Origin of the sequence: Noviherbaspirillum album (assembly GCF_035916955.1) — a bacterium.
GTDB lineage: Bacteria > Pseudomonadota > Gammaproteobacteria > Burkholderiales > Burkholderiaceae_D > Noviherbaspirillum > Noviherbaspirillum album.
Window position 1 is genome coordinate 22203 of the sequence record NZ_JAWIIV010000022.1, and the last position, 14893, is coordinate 37095.

The following is a 14893-nucleotide window of genomic DNA, read 5'->3' on the forward strand; positions in this document are numbered from 1 at the left end:
AAGCGCCGATGCTTCTGCATCTGAAGAACGTCCTCACTCGCGACGAACTGGCAACTGCCCGGGCATTGCTCGGGCAGGGGGCGCCGTGGGTGGACGGACGGGTCAGTGCGGGCGGCCAGGCGGTCGCCCGCAAGAACAACGAGCAGCTGTCGCAGGACAGCGACGTCTCGCGCCAACTGCAAGCGCTGGTCTTGGCTGCAGTGCAACGCGACCCGTTGTTCTTTTCCGCGGCCCTGCCGCGCAAGATTTTCAATCCGCTGTTCAACCGCTATGGGGGTGACAGCAATCATTACGGCGCGCATGTCGACGGCGCCGTATTGTACTCACGCAACCCCGCGCAATGGGTGCGCACCGATCTGTCCTGCACTTTGTTTTTGTCCGAACCTGACGAATACGATGGCGGCGAGCTGGTGATGCAGGACCCGCAGGGTGAACGCCGCATCAAGCTGCCGGCCGGTGATCTGGTGCTCTATCCGGGCACGACACTGCACCAGGTGACACCCGTGACGCGGGGAACGCGTCTTGCCAGCTTCTTCTGGATCGAAAGCATGGTGCGCGGCAGCGACCAGCGCCAGCTGCTGTTCGAGATGGATATGGCGTTGCTGAAGCTGCGCGATTCCCTCGGCGAACAGGAACCTTCGGTGGTGCAGCTGACCGGCACTTACCACAACCTGTTGCGGATGTGGGCCGACACATGAGCGGAGTTCCTTCCGTTGAGCCCATCCCTCAGGGAGTTGTCAGCCTGGGGGATCATGAAATGCATGCGGCGAAGCGGCTGGATGCCAATGCATTTGCCTATTTCAGCGGAGGCGCCGCGGATGAAATCACGCTGCGCGCCAACCGTACCGCCTGGGACGGTATCCAGTTGTTTCCCCGGGTGCTGCGCAACCTGGTTGGCGGTCATACGCGCACTGCATTATTCGGGCGTACCCTTGCTCATCCCATCCTGCTGGCGCCGGTGGCGTTTCAACGCATGGCCCACCGCGATGGCGAAATGGCGACCGCCTATGCGGCCAGCATGCAGGGGGCGGGGCTGATTCTGAGTTCACAGGCCAGCGTACTGCTTGAACATGTGGCGCGGGCCGTGTTGCCGGAGCGGCAGCGCGGGCCGTTATGGTTTCAGCTCTATTTCCAGCATGATCGCGGTTTTACCAAGGAACTCGTACGCCGTGCCGAGAGTGCCGGTTATGAAGCGCTGGTCGTCACCGTCGATGCTTCCAGCAGCGGTGTGCGGGATCGGGAACGTCGTGTCGGCTTCAAGCTGCCTCCAGATGTATCGGCAGTCAATCTTGCCGGCCTGCCGGCTCCCAAACCCGTCATGCTGAACGAGCATCAAAGCCGCATGTTTGATGCGCTCCTGGCAACCGCGCCGACCTGGAAAGACATCGAATGGCTGCGCGGCATCACGCGCTTGCCAGTCATCCTGAAGGGCATCATGCATCCCGGCGATGCGCAGCTTGCGGCGCAACACGGCGCCGATGGCGTAATTGTTTCCAATCATGGCGGACGCACGCTCGATACCGTGCCTGCGACGGCAACCATATTGCCCAGGATACGCGCGGCGATGGGGCCGCAGTTCCCGATACTGGCCGATGGCGGCATACGGCGCGGCACCGATGTGTTCAAGGCGATTGCGCTGGGCGCGGACGCGGTCCTGATCGGGCGTCCTTATGTGTTCGGCCTGGCCAATGCGGGCGCCATGGGCGTGTCGCACGTGGTGCGCCTGCTTCGCGACGAGCTGGAGATTGCGATGGCCTTGTGCGGCTGCGCCACGCTCGCCGACATCAATGCGGATGCCTTGTTCAGTTAATCGGCGAACGCTCGGTTTCACGCAAAATCCCTGCTGCGGAATTGCAGCCGCCCCAGCAGGCCCGACATGTCCACCAGCCGGCCGGCAACCAGATGGTGCACATTGCTCTCGCATTGCCATACCCCATAGACGCCGAGCAACTGCGATCCCAGCAATTCCTTGCGATAGCGTTCGATCAGCGCTGGCCATACGATGACATTGACCAGCCCGGTCTCGTCTTCCAGGGTGACGAACATGGTGCCGTTGGCCGTTTCCGGGCGCTGGCGGACGGTGACGATGCCGCATGCGCGCGCAAGCTGGCGGTCCGCGAAGGTGTGCAATATGTCCGCGGGCAGGAATCTCCTTGCCGCCAGCGCGGTTCGCAGCAAGGCCAGCGGATGCCTGCCGAGCGTTACTCCGGTGGAGTGATAGTCCGCCACGATGCCTTCCCCTTCGGTTGGCGCATCGAGCCGCACCGGCTCTTCTTCAATGCCCGCGCCCCTCAGCAATCCCTTGCCCGGCTCGGATGCCACCGCATGCCACAGCGCCTGTCGCCGGTGCCCGGCCAGCGCTTCGAGCGCATTGGCATTGGCCAGCATCTCCAGGTCGTGCCGGCTCAGCTGCGCGCGCAGGGCAAGGTCCGCCAGGTCGGGGAAGGGCTTGACCGAGCGAGCTTCCTCGATGCGCCAGGCCGCCTCGCAGGACAGTCCGCGCACCATGTTGAAACCCAGGCGTACCGCGGGCTGGGCTGATTGGCCGGGATGGCTCTTCATCGACCTATTCTCCGTCCCCGCCCAGCGCGGCCCGTCGGGCATGTGCAACGCCGCCTCGCCCTCGCTCCATTCCAGCCTGGCATCCCAGTCGCTGTAGCGAATATCGACCGGACGCACCGTCACATTGTGGCGGCGCGCATCCTGGACCAGTTGCGAAGGCGAATAGAAACCCATCGGCTGGCTGTTGAGCAGCGCCGCCAGGAAGGCGGCCGGTTCATGGCACTTGATCCAGGAACTGGCATACGCCAGCAGGGCGAAACTTGCCGCATGGCTTTCCGGAAATCCGTATTCGGCAAAACCGTGAATCTGGCGCACGATGGCACTGATGAATTCCTCCTCATAGCCGTTCCTTCTCATGCCGGCGATCAGCTTGTCCTGGAATTTTCCGATGTCGCCCTTGCGCCGCCATGCCGCCATCGCACGCCGCAGCTGGTCGGCTTCGCCTGCGGTGAATTCGGCCGCAAGTATGGCGATCTGCATCACCTGTTCCTGGAAAATGGCCACGCCAAGCGTGCGCGACAAGGCCTGCCTGATCTTGTCGCTGGGGTAGGTGACCGGCTCCAGCCCTTGCCTGCGCCGCAGATAGGGATGGACCATGCCGCCCTGGATCGGTCCTGGCCGCACGATCGCCACCTGGATCACCAGGTCGTAGAATTCCCTGGGGCGCAGGCGCGGCAGCATGGTCATCTGCGCCCGGCTCTCGATCTGGAACACGCCGATGGTGTCGGCCCGGGAAATCATCGCATAGGTAGCCGGATCTTCCCGAGGAATGTCCTGCAGGTTGAAGGGTTCGCCGCGCAGGTCGGTGATGAAGTCGAGCGCGCGGCGGATCATGCTGAGCATGCCCAGCGCGAGAATGTCGACCTTCAGCAGGCCCAGCGCGTCGATATCGTCCTTGTCCCACTGCACCACGCTGCGGTCCTTCATCGCGGCGTTTTCTATCGGCACCAGGCGCGAGAGCTTGCCTCGGGAAATGATGAAGCCGCCCGGATGCTGGGACAGGTGGCGCGGAAAACGCATCAGCTTTTCCGCGATGTCGGCCCATTGCACGGCCATTAGCGAATCCTTTTCCATTCCGCATTCGGCGAAGCGCTCGGCCAGGCTGTTCTTGCCGTCCCACCAGCGGTGAGATTTCGCGACCTGGTCGACGATGCCCGCATCGACGCCGAGCGCCTTGCCGACATCGCGCAGTACGCTGCGCGGCTTGTAGCTGATGACCACGGCGGTCAATGCGGCGCGCAGCCTTCCATACTTCCCGTAGATGTACTGGATGACTTCCTCCCTGCGCTGGTGTTCGAAGTCGACGTCGATATCGGGCGGCTCGTCGCGCTCCCTTGAAATGAAGCGCTCGAACAGCAGGGTGCTGCGGGAAGGATCGACCTCGGTGATGCGCAGGCAATAGCAGACCACCGAATTGGCGGCCGAACCGCGCCCCTGGCAGAGAATGCCGACGCTGCGTGCAAAGCGAACGATGTCGTACACGGTCAGGAAATAGGCCTCGTAGCGCTTTTCCTCGATCAGCGCGAGTTCATGCTCGAGCTGCTGCTGCACGGCAGGCGGCACGCCTTCCGGGAATCGTTCCATGGCACCCGCATAGACCTCGCGCCGCAGGTAGGCGGCAGGCGTATAACCTTGAGGAACCAGTTCATCCGGATATTCATAACGCAGTTCATCCAGCGAAAATCCGCAGAGCCCGGCGATGCGCAAGGTTTCGGCCAGCGCGGCGGGCGGATAGATATTGGCAAGCCGCAGCCGCGAGCGCAGATGCTGTTCCGCATTCGGCGCGAGATCATAGCCGCATTCGGCTATCGGCTTGCCGAGCCGGATGGCTGTCAGCGTATCCTGCAGCGGCTTGCGTGAACGCACATGCATGCACACATTCCCGGTCGCCGCTATCGGCACGCCATGCCGGCCGGCTGCCTGGCCGACAAGGGCGCGATGGCGGTCATCGCCGGGATGATGGAGCAGGGTGAGCGCGATCCAGGCACGCGACGGGAAGACGCGCGCCATCCATGCCGCCTGCGAATCCAGTTCCTCGGCGTCGAGGCCATGCAAGGGCAGCAGGAGGGCAAGGCAGCCAGGCATGCCGCGCAGGTGGGCATGGTCTTGCTGCGGCGCGGTGAAGTCGTCCGGCGTGAGGAGGTAGCTTCCTTTTTGCGCGCGCGTGCGCGCCAGCGTGATCAGTTCCGACAGGTTGCCGTAGCCGTCCCTGTCGGCGGCAAGCAGGATCAGGGAAAATGCCGGCCTGCCGTCGGCGTGGGTGAGCCGGAAAAAGCTGCCGATGATGAGATGCAGCCCGCACTGCTTCGCTTCGCCATGCGCGCGCACCACGCCGGCCAGCGAGCACTCGTCGGTCAGGGCCAGCGCGGCGTACCCGAGCTGGGACGCGCGCAGCACGAGTTCTTCCGGATGCGAGGCGCCGTGCAGGAAAGTGAAATTGGAAAGGCAATGCAGTTCGGCATACTCGGGCAGCAGGGAAGGCAGATCGGAAGACTTCGATGGAGGGTCGGCGCGCACGTTGTTTTTGATAAATACTGTATAAAAATACAGTATAAATCGGCAAGCTGCCTTTTTGCCAATGCAAATGCTGTGCTTTTGCCGGACCTTGCGTTGAAGCTTGCCAAGCGTTGTTCAGCAACTGCATCCAGGCCACCGGCTCCGGATATTCCGCTGGCTTTCGATTTTTTATTTCCGAACCCTCAACCGAACAAGCCCTGCAGGAACCAGCAGGCCTCCACGCCGTGACGCTCGCGGTAGATCCAGTAGAAATTCGAGTTTTCGGCTTGCGCGACGAAATAGTCGCGCATGATCAGCCTGCCATCCCACCAGCCGCACTCGATGCGTTCCGGTCCCTTCACCATGCGCAGCGGAGAACCATAAAAAGGGCGTTCATTGCGGACAAGCAGTTCGATCGGCTGCTTGAGCAGCCAGAACGGTCTTTCCGCATAACAGGCGAGCCGGCTTGCGGCAAGTTGCGAAGCCTGGCCCGGTGCCCAGGCATTCGAAACTTCCGGGCGATGATCGGCTTGCGGCGCAGGCGCCAGCACGCCATGGTCGCCCAGCCGCGCCTTGAGAAGCTCCAGCAGGCGGTGGAAGTCGACCGGCGTTCCGCCAGGCTCGGGAAACAGCGATTCGGTAGGCGGCAGCATGGCGGAAAGCTGGACCGCTTCAAGCCGCAAGCCGATCAGCGGCGCGACAAGCTCGATGCGGCCCAGCCTTTCCTTGAGCAGGCGCGTCAGGTGCTCCTCCTGCCACACCGGTTCGGCCAGTGCGATTTCCAGCGGCGTGGGCGCAATCGCGGTGCGGCCGCGCTCATGTTCAAGCAGCAGGAGGAAGCGCGACACCGCCAGCTGCCGGGCAACCAGCCATCCAGTCATCTGCAGCAGTAGCCGCCGCGCGGCGAACAGCGCCGACTCGGCATGCTCGATGCGATCGGGCAGCTCCATCCGGACGGCAAAATGCTGCGGCGGCTGCACCCAATCGTGCAGTTCGGCGGCCTGCCCATAGGCCCGGTCGAGCGCATCCAGCACACTTTTGTCGCATCGCCGCAGCAGGCCGGCGCGAGGCAGCTTGCGCAGGCCGGCCAGCGTCCTGCAGCCGATGCCTTCGAGCCACGGCAGGTAAGGCTGTACTTGCGGCAGCAGGGCGCAAGGCAGCGCATCGAGACGGCGCGCCATGCTTTCCATGCGTATCATCCGGCGCCGCGCCGGCCTGCGGCCTGACCGGGCATAAGCCAGCAGCCATGCTGCCTGTGCCGTCGGCGCCATGCTGATCTGCGGCGTGAAACCGAGCGCACGGACGCCATGCCGCACCAGCCGGGCCAGCGCCAGGCGGCCGCCGAATGCACGCAGGCTGGCAGTCACATCGAGCAGCAGGCTGCTGTGTTCGGCAAAAGCCACTTCCGGCGTGTACTGCAGCAGGGCGAGGGCGATGCTGTCGAGCGCTTCCCGCTCCCTGGCATCGTCGCGTTCATGCAGCGTTGCATCAGGGCAGATCATCTGCACGCCGGCGGCGCGCATGCCGATACGCACGCCGGCATGCGCCGCCTGCGGACTCGTCGCCATCACGTATCCACGTTCGAGGATTACATGCCTGCCGGGTTCGCTCCAGCATGGCCGCAGGCTTTCAAGCGGAAGCCAAGGCAGATGTACGCCGATCCAGGATCGCATCGGTTCCCGCCGCGTTCAATTAACGCGATGGGCCGGGACTTCGGCAGCCATCACCCCGACAAGAGAAGCAGCAGCCGGCGCCTGCACTGCGTTCTCTGCCAATGCCCCGGCCTGGTGCCGGGAAGGAGCGCCTTGCGGGGCATTGAACGGATGCGGTGCTGCCGGCATGTCGTTCATGCGCAGGAGAATCGGATCATCGCGGAGCGGTCCGCGGCGCTTGACGATCTGGATCTGCAAGCCCTCGGCCGCGGGACGCAGGGCCAGGCGCAGCGGCGCCGGAGAAGCATCGCGCATGCAGGCCAGCGGACGCATTAGCCAGAACAGCGTGTCGCTTCCCTGCGCGGCGAGATGAAGGCGCCGCAGCGACTCGGTGCGCAGGTGCGATTGCCAGAAGAGCAGTGCACCGCAACTGCCGTTGTTAAGGATCTGCTCCGCGCTCCACAGCGCATCCGCGCTGCGAGCGGCCTGGATCCAGAGCAGGCTGTCAATCGGCAGACCCCAGTTTGCCCAGGCCGAAACGTGAGGCAGATGCGGCGGCTGTACCAGCGCGATGCGGCGCTTGCCTGCGATGGCACTGAAGGCGGAACGCAGCAGACGGATTTCGCCGATGCCCGGCTGCTCCATCATCAATTCGATCAGGCTGCCCTTCGGCCAGCCGCCGTTCGGCAGTTCCTTGTCCAGCAACGAATAGCCGGTGGCTGTTACCGCGCAATGGCCCGATGCCATCTGATCAGCTCGCCATACCGCATGGGACAGGGAGGACAGGCCTCCATCGGGCGGCCTTGCGGTGGAAACTAATGTGGGCATGCGGACCTCCTAATCTTTTCATGGCGATGCTAGGCATCAATTTATACTGTATAAATATACAGTATAACGTGGAGGCAGCTTAGTCGATTTTTGGTCAAATTTGTATGTGATTGATCTGTCTTTATTTTTTCTTAAAGATTTTTGTACCTTATGCAACCCCGTGTCACTTCCCTAGGCTTGCTGATCAAGCCTAACCCCGCCGATACCTTCGAGTATCCGCACCATATCGATCGCGCCAGTCTCGACGCCTTGCCTTCCAAGCCCGGCATTTACATCTTCCGGGACGAGAATGACCGGCCTCTTTATATCGGCAAGAGCATCAACATCCGCACGCGCGTGCTATCCCATCTCCGTACGCCAGAGGAAGCGCGCATGCTGCAGCAAAGCAGCCATGTCGAATTCCAGCGCACCGCCGGCGACATCGGAGCCCTGCTGCTGGAGTCGCGCCTGATCAAGGAAATGCAGCCGCTGCACAACAAGAAGCTGCGGCGCACGCGCGAGATGTGCTCGTTGCGTCTTGGCGCACATGTGAAATCGGTGCCGGAAGTGGTCTATGCGCGAGATCTCGATTTTGCCTGCACAACCGATCTCTACGGCTTGTTCGCCACGCGCAGGGCGGCGCAGGAAAAGCTGCGCGAAATCGTCGAGATGCAGATGCTGTGTCCGGGATTGACCGGGCTCGAAGCCGCCACGCGCGGCAGGGCCTGCTTTGCGCATCAGATATCGCGGTGCCTCGGCGCCTGCGTCGGCGTCGAGACGGCGCAAGAGCATTACCGGCGCCTCAAGGCGGCATTGAATGAAATGCGGGTGATGATCTGGCCATACGAAGGCGCGATGGGCATCGTCGAGGAATGCGACGGCTGGAAGCAAACCCATGTGGTGGACCACTGGGCCTATCTCGGCTCGATCGACCATGCCAAGGGACGAAAACCTGTCAAGCGCCCGGCCCGGCGTGCATTCGATGTCGATACCTACAAGATACTGGTCAAGCCCATGCTGCGCGGCGAATTGTTCATACAGCCGGTCCGGCTATGAAATTCGGAAGGCAGGCGCCGTTTCCTGTGCCGGGCTAGCGGGATGGAATAAGCAAATGCATGTGCAATGCATCGAACTTTTCGCCAAGGCCGCACGAAATGAAAAAGCCGTACGCCGGCATGCGCCGGGTACGGCCTTGGTCTGGATGAGGCTTCGATTATTTCGAAGCGCCGCCTGCGCTGCCGCCGGTACCGCCCGCACTGCCGCCGGAAGGGGAAGTCGTGCTGCCAGCGGAGTCGGTAGTGCCGCCTGTTGTGCCGCCTGTTGTGCCGCCTGCGCTGGAACTGGTATCGCTGCTCGTGGTGCCCGCGCTGCCGGTCGTGCCGCCTGTGCTGCCGCTGCTGCCCGGAGTGCTCGATCCTCCCGCGGTGCCGCCAGTGCTGTCAGTGCTGCCGCCAGGAGTGGCGCCTGCGCTCGAGGCATCGCTGCCAGTGCCGCCCGGTGTTGCGCCGGTGGTCCCGCCTGCAGTGCTTCCGGTGCTGCCGGCCGCGCCTGGAGTCGTGGCGCCTGTGCTGCTATCGGTGCTGCCAGTGCTGCCTGCCGCACCGGTGCTGCCTGTGGTTCCGCCAGTGGCTCCGGTGCTGCCTGTGGCACCAGCGCTGCTGCTGGTGCTGCCGGCGTCTGCGCCGGCGGTGCCGCCGTCTTTCTTGTCGCAAGCAGCCAGGGTCAGCGAGGCGACGAGCGCCGCGAGCAATACTGAATATTTCATGTTGGTTCCTCTCAAGAAAATATAGTTGTAAGCCGATACACGGCCATTGGAGAAACTTGGTTGGCTTAAGTGCCTGCACAAGCTTTGATAAATCTCAATGCGAATATGTTTTTTTCAACAAATGAACCGGATTTCAGCTTATGCATGAATGCGCATAGCGTGCATTAATCATGCAAGCTACATGAAGCCGGCCGGATAGCAGCACCGTTTCCACTTCCGCTTCCGGTGCGCCTCAGGCAGCTTTCACATAATCGCGCAGGAAGGTCTTGGTCTGCCGGTCCGGGAAGATGATGGTTACCTTGTCGCCCGCAGAGGAGACTACGCGGCCCTCCCCGTACTTCGGAACGCGCACCGCCGTACCGACATCCGGCAACGGGTCCTTGTCCTCGCGCAGCGAAGGAGGTGCATGGTCGCGTATGTGTTCGGGACTCAATGCCTGTTCCGGCGGCTGCCTGCAATTGTCGCAACCGCCGCAATGCGACCAATCGGCCTCTTCGCCGAAATAGTCAATCAGCACTTTCCAGCGACAGAAACCGGTCTGCGCATAAAACACCATGCGTTCCAGGGCTTCATGATCCCTGGCTGTCTTGTCGCGGTAAGTCTCGACGAGCTGCGCCAGATCCTTGGGCTTGGCCCGGACCCTGGTTACGCGATAGGCCAGTTCATCATTCTGCTCCTGCAGTCCGCCATCCCGTAGCAGTTTGAGCGATACCTGCAAACGCGCATCCGACAATTCTTCCAGTTCTTCATGCAGGCGCGCGAAGGACACGAAACTGCCATTGGCGGACAAGGCCTGCAAGGCCGAATAGACCGAACTCAGGTCATCAACACCGGGATAGCGGCGAGCCAGGAAAAACTGCTGTACCTGCTTGTCCTTCGCCTGGTAGAGCAGTATGCAGTCGGCCGGCTCGCCGTCGCGTCCCGCGCGTCCCGACTCCTGGTAATAGGCTTCGAGATTGCCCGGTATCTGATAATGGATCACGAACCGGATGTCCGCCTTGTCGATCCCCATGCCGAATGCATTGGTGGCGACCATGATGCGGCTTTCGCCGTTCATGAAGGCGTCCTGGTTCTGCGAGCGGATCTTCGCCGAAAGCTGGCCGTGATAATAGGTGACGCTTTCACCGGCTTCCTTCAGCGCCTCATGCACTTCTTCCACAGCCTTTACCGTCGCCGCATAGACGATGCCGGAGCCTTCCTCCTCTCGCACCAGGCGCAGGATCTGGCTCAGCTTCTCGCCATCGTCGGTCACCGCGATCGCGCGATAGTGAAGATTTGACCGGTATATGCCTGTATTTATGACATGCATGTCATCCAGGCCCAATTGCTTTGAGATGTCCGTTACCACTTCGTCCGTGGCGGTGGCGGTCAGCGCCAGCACGGTCGGATTGCCCAGTGCCTTGATGGCGGCCCCGAGATTCAGGAAGGCGGGGCGGAAGTCATGGCCCCATTGCGAGATGCAATGCGCCTCGTCGATGACAAACAGGCTGATCTGGTTGTGGGCAATGGTTTCCATGAAGCCCGGATCCGAAAGACGCTCGGGTGTCACGAATACGAACTCGTGATCCGCCTGCTTGATGCTTTCGAGCACCGAGGCCTCTTCACGCGTGGTCAGGGTGCTGTTGACCTCCGCCGCGCCTACGCCCGCGCTTTCCAGCTTGGAGGCCTGGTCCTTCATCAGCGAAATCAACGGGGATACGACGATGGTCATCCCCGGCATTTTCAAGGCGGGCAGCTGATAGCACAGGGACTTGCCGGCGCCGGTAGGCATGATGGCCAGGGTATGGCAGCGGCGCAGCACGCTGTCGATGACTTCTTTCTGCCCCGGCCGGAGTTCTTCAATGCCGAAGGTTTCATTGAGCGTCTCGTGCAATTCCGCTCTCGATATTCTCGAGGTCGAACGGCGCGCCATGAAAGAGGAGGGCGAGATTTTTCGGCCGCCACTCCTTGCCGACGGCGTGGTATGGATAGACATGAATCAGCAACTCCGAGTCAAATTGGTCCGTTGCCCGATGCAGCATTCATGCCTGGAACGATGATGCTGGAATGCATGCTTTTCCCTATGAAAAGCCACCGAAAACCTCGCATGGCCGACATGAGAAAAAACTAAAATTTATTCAACCATGGACGGCATATCGGTTACAATGACCGCACCGATTGAAGTTTGAACTAGTAGTGCAGTATTTGTCTGTCATTTCTTTCTTGCTTCAAAGGATCGACCCGGGCGCAAGCCCAATTTAACTGATAGGAATGTAAGTAATGGCAACAGGTACTGTTAAATGGTTCAACGACGCTAAAGGCTTTGGTTTCATCACTCCGGACGAAGGCGGCGAAGATCTGTTCGCGCACTTCTCCGCGATCCAGTCCAATGGCTTCAAATCGCTCAAGGAAAATCAGCGCGTTTCTTTCGAAGTCACGACTGGCCCGAAGGGCAAGCAGGCTTCCGCGATCCAGCCGCTGTAATAGCAAGCTGATCCACGCGCAATGAAAAACCCCGGCATGCCGGGGTTTTTTTCGTGCTGCGCATCATCTGCACGGTCTACCGGATTGCTTCAATACTATTCGCTACCCAGCTGGAAGTGCGATCCCGCGCATGACCGGATTCCAGTGAAAGACCTGCAATCCCGTTTCAGCATCGCTCACTTGCGCCAGTAGTCGGGCGCAGCATAGGCATGCCGCAGGAAGTCCACGAATGCACGGATGCGCAATGGCAGATGGCGCCGCTGTGCAAATACCGCATAGATATCATTGCCGGGCGCCGCGAATTCGTCGAGTACCGTGACGAGCTGGCCGGCCTCGATGGCGCTGCCCACTTCCCACATCGAGCGCCACGCAAGGCCCTTGCCGGACAAGGCCCATTCATGCAGAACGGCCCCGTCGTTGCACACCATGTTTCCGCCCACTTTGAAAGTGACATTCCTGCCATTCTGACGGAAGGTCCAGCCCCGCTGGCTCCCTTCGCTGCTCATTGCCAGACAGTTGTGCTTGGCAAGGTCGTCCAGCGACGCGGGTGTGCCATGGCGCTTCAGATAAGACGGTGAGGCCACGACAACGCGCTTGTTGTCCGCCAGTTTGACCCCGATCAGATTCGAATCCGACAATGCCGCAATGCGGATGGCCACGTCGATGCCTTCGCCGATCAGGTCCACCACCCGGTCATTCAGATTCAGCGTTACCGCAACATCGCGATGCTCGGCCAAAAAAGAAGGGATGAGCGGTGCGACGTGCTGGCGGCCGAAACCGGCGGGCGCGGAAATGAGCAGATGACCGCTGGCCCTTGCGCTGCGCTCGGATACGGCGGCTTCCGCATTTTCCAGGTCCGCCAGGATCTTCTGGCAATCGTCGAGGAAGGCGATGCCTTCGTTGGTCAGTGCAATCTTGCGCGTGCTGCGCTGAAGCAGCTTGACGCCAAGCCTTTCTTCCAGTGCATCAAGCCTGCGCCCGATCATCGCCGGCGCGATTCCTTCGGCACGCGCCGCCGCCGACAGACTGCCCTTGGCAGCGACATCCACAAACGTGGAAATTTGCTTGAACTGGTCCATGCCCGGAAGATAGGGGATTTGATATTAAAACGCAATAATAAAGTGATTAATCGTTCAGCCTTTGCTTAATTATATTTAATATACTTGCGCAAGCGGAGAAGCGGTTGAACTGGAGAAAGCAAAGCCATGGCTGCAGAACCGCGTGCCTTTGTGGAACGCAAATATTACGAAACAACGGAGATCATCAATGACAGGCTGGCAAATCGCACTCGTGGGCATCGCGGCTTTTTGCGCGGGAGCGATGAATTCGGTGGCCGGCGGCGGCACCTTCTTTTCCTTTCCGGCCCTGCTGGCCGTTGGCGTCCCGCCGGTAGCGGCGAACGCCAGCAATTCGGTGGCGCTCTGGCCGGCAAGCCTGTCCGGCGCATGGGCATACCGCAAGGAACTGGCAAGATACAAGCGCTACCTGATTCCCATGGGGATCGTTTCCTTCATCGGCGGGATCGGAGGCGGACTCCTGCTGCTCTCGACCAAGGATGCCACCTTCTCGAAGCTCATCCCCTGGCTGCTGCTGTTCGCCACGATCCTGTTCGCCTTTTCCGGGAAGATTTCCTCTTGGCTGCGCGGCACGGAATCCGGCAAGCCCGGCAACAGCCCAAGCTCGCTTGCCGGGCAGGCGGTGGTGTCGGTCTACGGCGGCTTCTTCGGGGCCGGAATGGGTATCCTGATGCTGGCAAGCCTTGCCATGGCCGGCCATGACGACGTCCACGAGATCAACGCCATCAAGAATCTGCTGTCGGCCATTATCTACAGCGTGACGGTGCTGACTTTCGTCGCGGCCGGCGCGGTCGACTGGCCCTATACCCTAATCATGCTGGCCACGGCGACGCTCGGCGGTTACTGGGGAGCCACTATCGCGCGCAAGATCCCGGCACTGTGGCTGCGCCGTTTCATCATTACCGTAGGCATGCTGCTGACGGTGTTTTACTTCTACAAGACACTCTGATTCAATCCCGGGTGATGTGATGTCACTGCGCCGGATCGACAGAAGCGTTGCGCGAAAACCGCTTAAGCCCCCTCAATGCAGCCCTTTGAATATGCGTGCAAGCTTTTGGGCAAAGGGGGGTGAAATGAATCTGCGCTCGATCGACGCCGATGCTTTGCTGCTTGCCTATGCGGATGCGCATGGTGCGGCGCCACACGAGCGCGGCAGGCTCGAAGCAGCCTTGCTGCATCCGCTCACCGTCGCCGCGGCCGGCGACGCCGACATCGCCGACATCGCCGTGGCATACATGCGCGGCATGCTGGAGTACGCGCCATTTTCGCAAGCCAATGCAGGTGCCGGCCTGCTTGCGATGGAACTCTTCCTCCTGCAGAACGGATGGGACATCTCCGCGCCGAGCGAGGAGCGGCTGCAGATGCTGCACAGGCTGGAAGCCGGCCAATGCTCCGACCGGGAATTCGGCGACTGGCTGCGCCGGAGCCTTTAGAACAATTGAACAATTCGCTTCAAAGCGACTTCACATAGGCGCGGATACCGGCAAGCAGCATCTCGACCGCCATCGCGGTAAGGATCAATCCCATCAGGCGTTCGAATGCCGTCATGACGCGGGTGCCAAGCACGCGCTGCATGCGCTCGGCGCTCAGCAGCACCACCAGCCAGATCACCGCGACCGCCAGCAGGACACCCACATGCAGCATCGTTTCCACGGTGCTGGTGGACGAAAAAAGCAGGACCGTCACCAATGCCGAAGGGCCCGCCAAGGCCGGAACGGCGAGCGGCACGATGAACGGTTCGCCCGCTTCACCACCATCGCCGAAGACCCCCCCGGGCTGCGGAAATACCATGCGCAGCGCGATCAGGAACAGGATGACGCCGCCGCCGATGCGCAAGGCGATGTCGGTAAGCTGCAGGGCATTGAGGAAATGCCGCCCGAAGAACATGAACACCAGCAGGAGCAGAAACGCGATCGCACATTCCCGGAAAATCACTTTTCCCCGTCGCGCCGGCGGCACATTGGACAGGGCGCTTGCGAACAGCGGCACGTTGCCGAACGGGTCGGTGACGAGCAGCAGAATGATGAAGGCTTGGAAAAAATTCTCGGTCATGGCTTGTTAGGCTGTTGAAA

Annotated in this window: 13 protein-coding genes; 6 read left to right on the forward strand and 7 right to left on the reverse strand. The window is 61.4% G+C overall.

All coding sequences use genetic code 11. The features are described from left to right. Nucleotides 1–8: 8 nt before the first annotated feature. Complete coding sequence (locus tag RY831_RS21810) at nt 9–698, forward strand: Fe2+-dependent dioxygenase (RefSeq protein ID WP_326508489.1); 690 nt, start codon at nt 9–11, stop codon at nt 696–698. Next, complete coding sequence (locus tag RY831_RS21815; protein WP_326508490.1) at nt 695–1810, forward strand: alpha-hydroxy acid oxidase; 1116 nt, start codon at nt 695–697, stop codon at nt 1808–1810. Before RY831_RS21810 ends, RY831_RS21815 begins: the two co-directional genes overlap by 4 nt. A 17-nt stretch (nt 1811–1827) precedes the next feature. On the opposite strand, the gene RY831_RS21820 is transcribed toward RY831_RS21815, so the two are convergent. The 3 genes from RY831_RS21820 to imuA all read right to left on the reverse strand — a co-directional run bounded on the left by RY831_RS21820 (nt 1828) and on the right by imuA (nt 7538). After that, the gene (locus RY831_RS21820; protein ID WP_326508491.1) at nt 1828–5079 is read right to left on the reverse strand and encodes an error-prone DNA polymerase; all 3252 of its coding nucleotides are present in this window, start codon (nt 5077–5079) and stop codon (nt 1828–1830) included. A 182-nt stretch (nt 5080–5261) separates the two neighbouring features. After that, complete coding sequence (locus RY831_RS21825) at nt 5262–6731, reverse strand: Y-family DNA polymerase (RefSeq protein ID WP_326508492.1); 1470 nt, start codon at nt 6729–6731, stop codon at nt 5262–5264. 15 nt (nt 6732–6746) lie between these two features. Next, nucleotides 6747–7538 (reverse strand): translesion DNA synthesis-associated protein ImuA, encoded by a 792-nt coding sequence (gene imuA / locus RY831_RS21830; protein WP_326508493.1) that lies wholly within the window; start codon nt 7536–7538, stop codon nt 6747–6749. 150 nt (nt 7539–7688) lie between these two features. Between imuA and RY831_RS21835 the strand changes: the two genes are divergently transcribed. Next, on the forward strand, nt 7689–8573 hold the full coding sequence (locus tag RY831_RS21835; protein WP_326508494.1) for a GIY-YIG nuclease family protein: 885 nt from the start codon (nt 7689–7691) through the stop codon (nt 8571–8573). 157 nt (nt 8574–8730) lie between these two features. Here the strand turns inward: RY831_RS21835 and RY831_RS21840 are convergent, their stop codons facing one another. Together RY831_RS21840 and RY831_RS21845 are read right to left on the reverse strand one after the other, a co-directional pair. Beyond that, on the reverse strand, nt 8731–9282 hold the full coding sequence (locus RY831_RS21840; RefSeq protein ID WP_326508495.1) for a hypothetical protein: 552 nt from the start codon (nt 9280–9282) through the stop codon (nt 8731–8733). 232 nt (nt 9283–9514) lie between these two features. Then, a complete protein-coding gene (locus RY831_RS21845; protein ID WP_437126314.1) occupies nt 9515–11194 on the reverse strand; it encodes a RecQ family ATP-dependent DNA helicase in 1680 nt (559 codons plus the stop codon). A 347-nt stretch (nt 11195–11541) separates the two neighbouring features. Between RY831_RS21845 and RY831_RS21850 the strand changes: the two genes are divergently transcribed. After that, the gene (locus RY831_RS21850) at nt 11542–11745 is read left to right on the forward strand and encodes a cold-shock protein (RefSeq protein WP_088707577.1); all 204 of its coding nucleotides are present in this window, start codon (nt 11542–11544) and stop codon (nt 11743–11745) included. 176 nt (nt 11746–11921) lie between these two features. On the opposite strand, the gene RY831_RS21855 is transcribed toward RY831_RS21850, so the two are convergent. Continuing rightward, nucleotides 11922–12824 (reverse strand): LysR family transcriptional regulator, encoded by a 903-nt coding sequence (locus tag RY831_RS21855; protein ID WP_326508497.1) that lies wholly within the window; start codon nt 12822–12824, stop codon nt 11922–11924. A gap of 187 nt (nt 12825–13011) precedes the next feature. Between RY831_RS21855 and RY831_RS21860 the strand changes: the two genes are divergently transcribed. Both RY831_RS21860 and RY831_RS21865 read left to right on the forward strand, forming a co-directional pair. Then, complete coding sequence (locus RY831_RS21860) at nt 13012–13770, forward strand: sulfite exporter TauE/SafE family protein (RefSeq protein ID WP_326508498.1); 759 nt, start codon at nt 13012–13014, stop codon at nt 13768–13770. A 124-nt stretch (nt 13771–13894) separates the two neighbouring features. Next, nucleotides 13895–14254, forward strand: a complete 360-nt coding sequence (locus RY831_RS21865) for a hypothetical protein (protein WP_326508499.1) — start codon at nt 13895–13897, stop codon at nt 14252–14254. Between the two features lie 19 nt (nt 14255–14273). On the opposite strand, the gene RY831_RS21870 is transcribed toward RY831_RS21865, so the two are convergent. Continuing rightward, nucleotides 14274–14873, reverse strand: coding sequence for a MarC family protein (locus RY831_RS21870; protein ID WP_326508500.1), 600 nt, complete (start codon nt 14871–14873; stop codon nt 14274–14276). Nucleotides 14874–14893 lie beyond the last annotated feature (20 nt).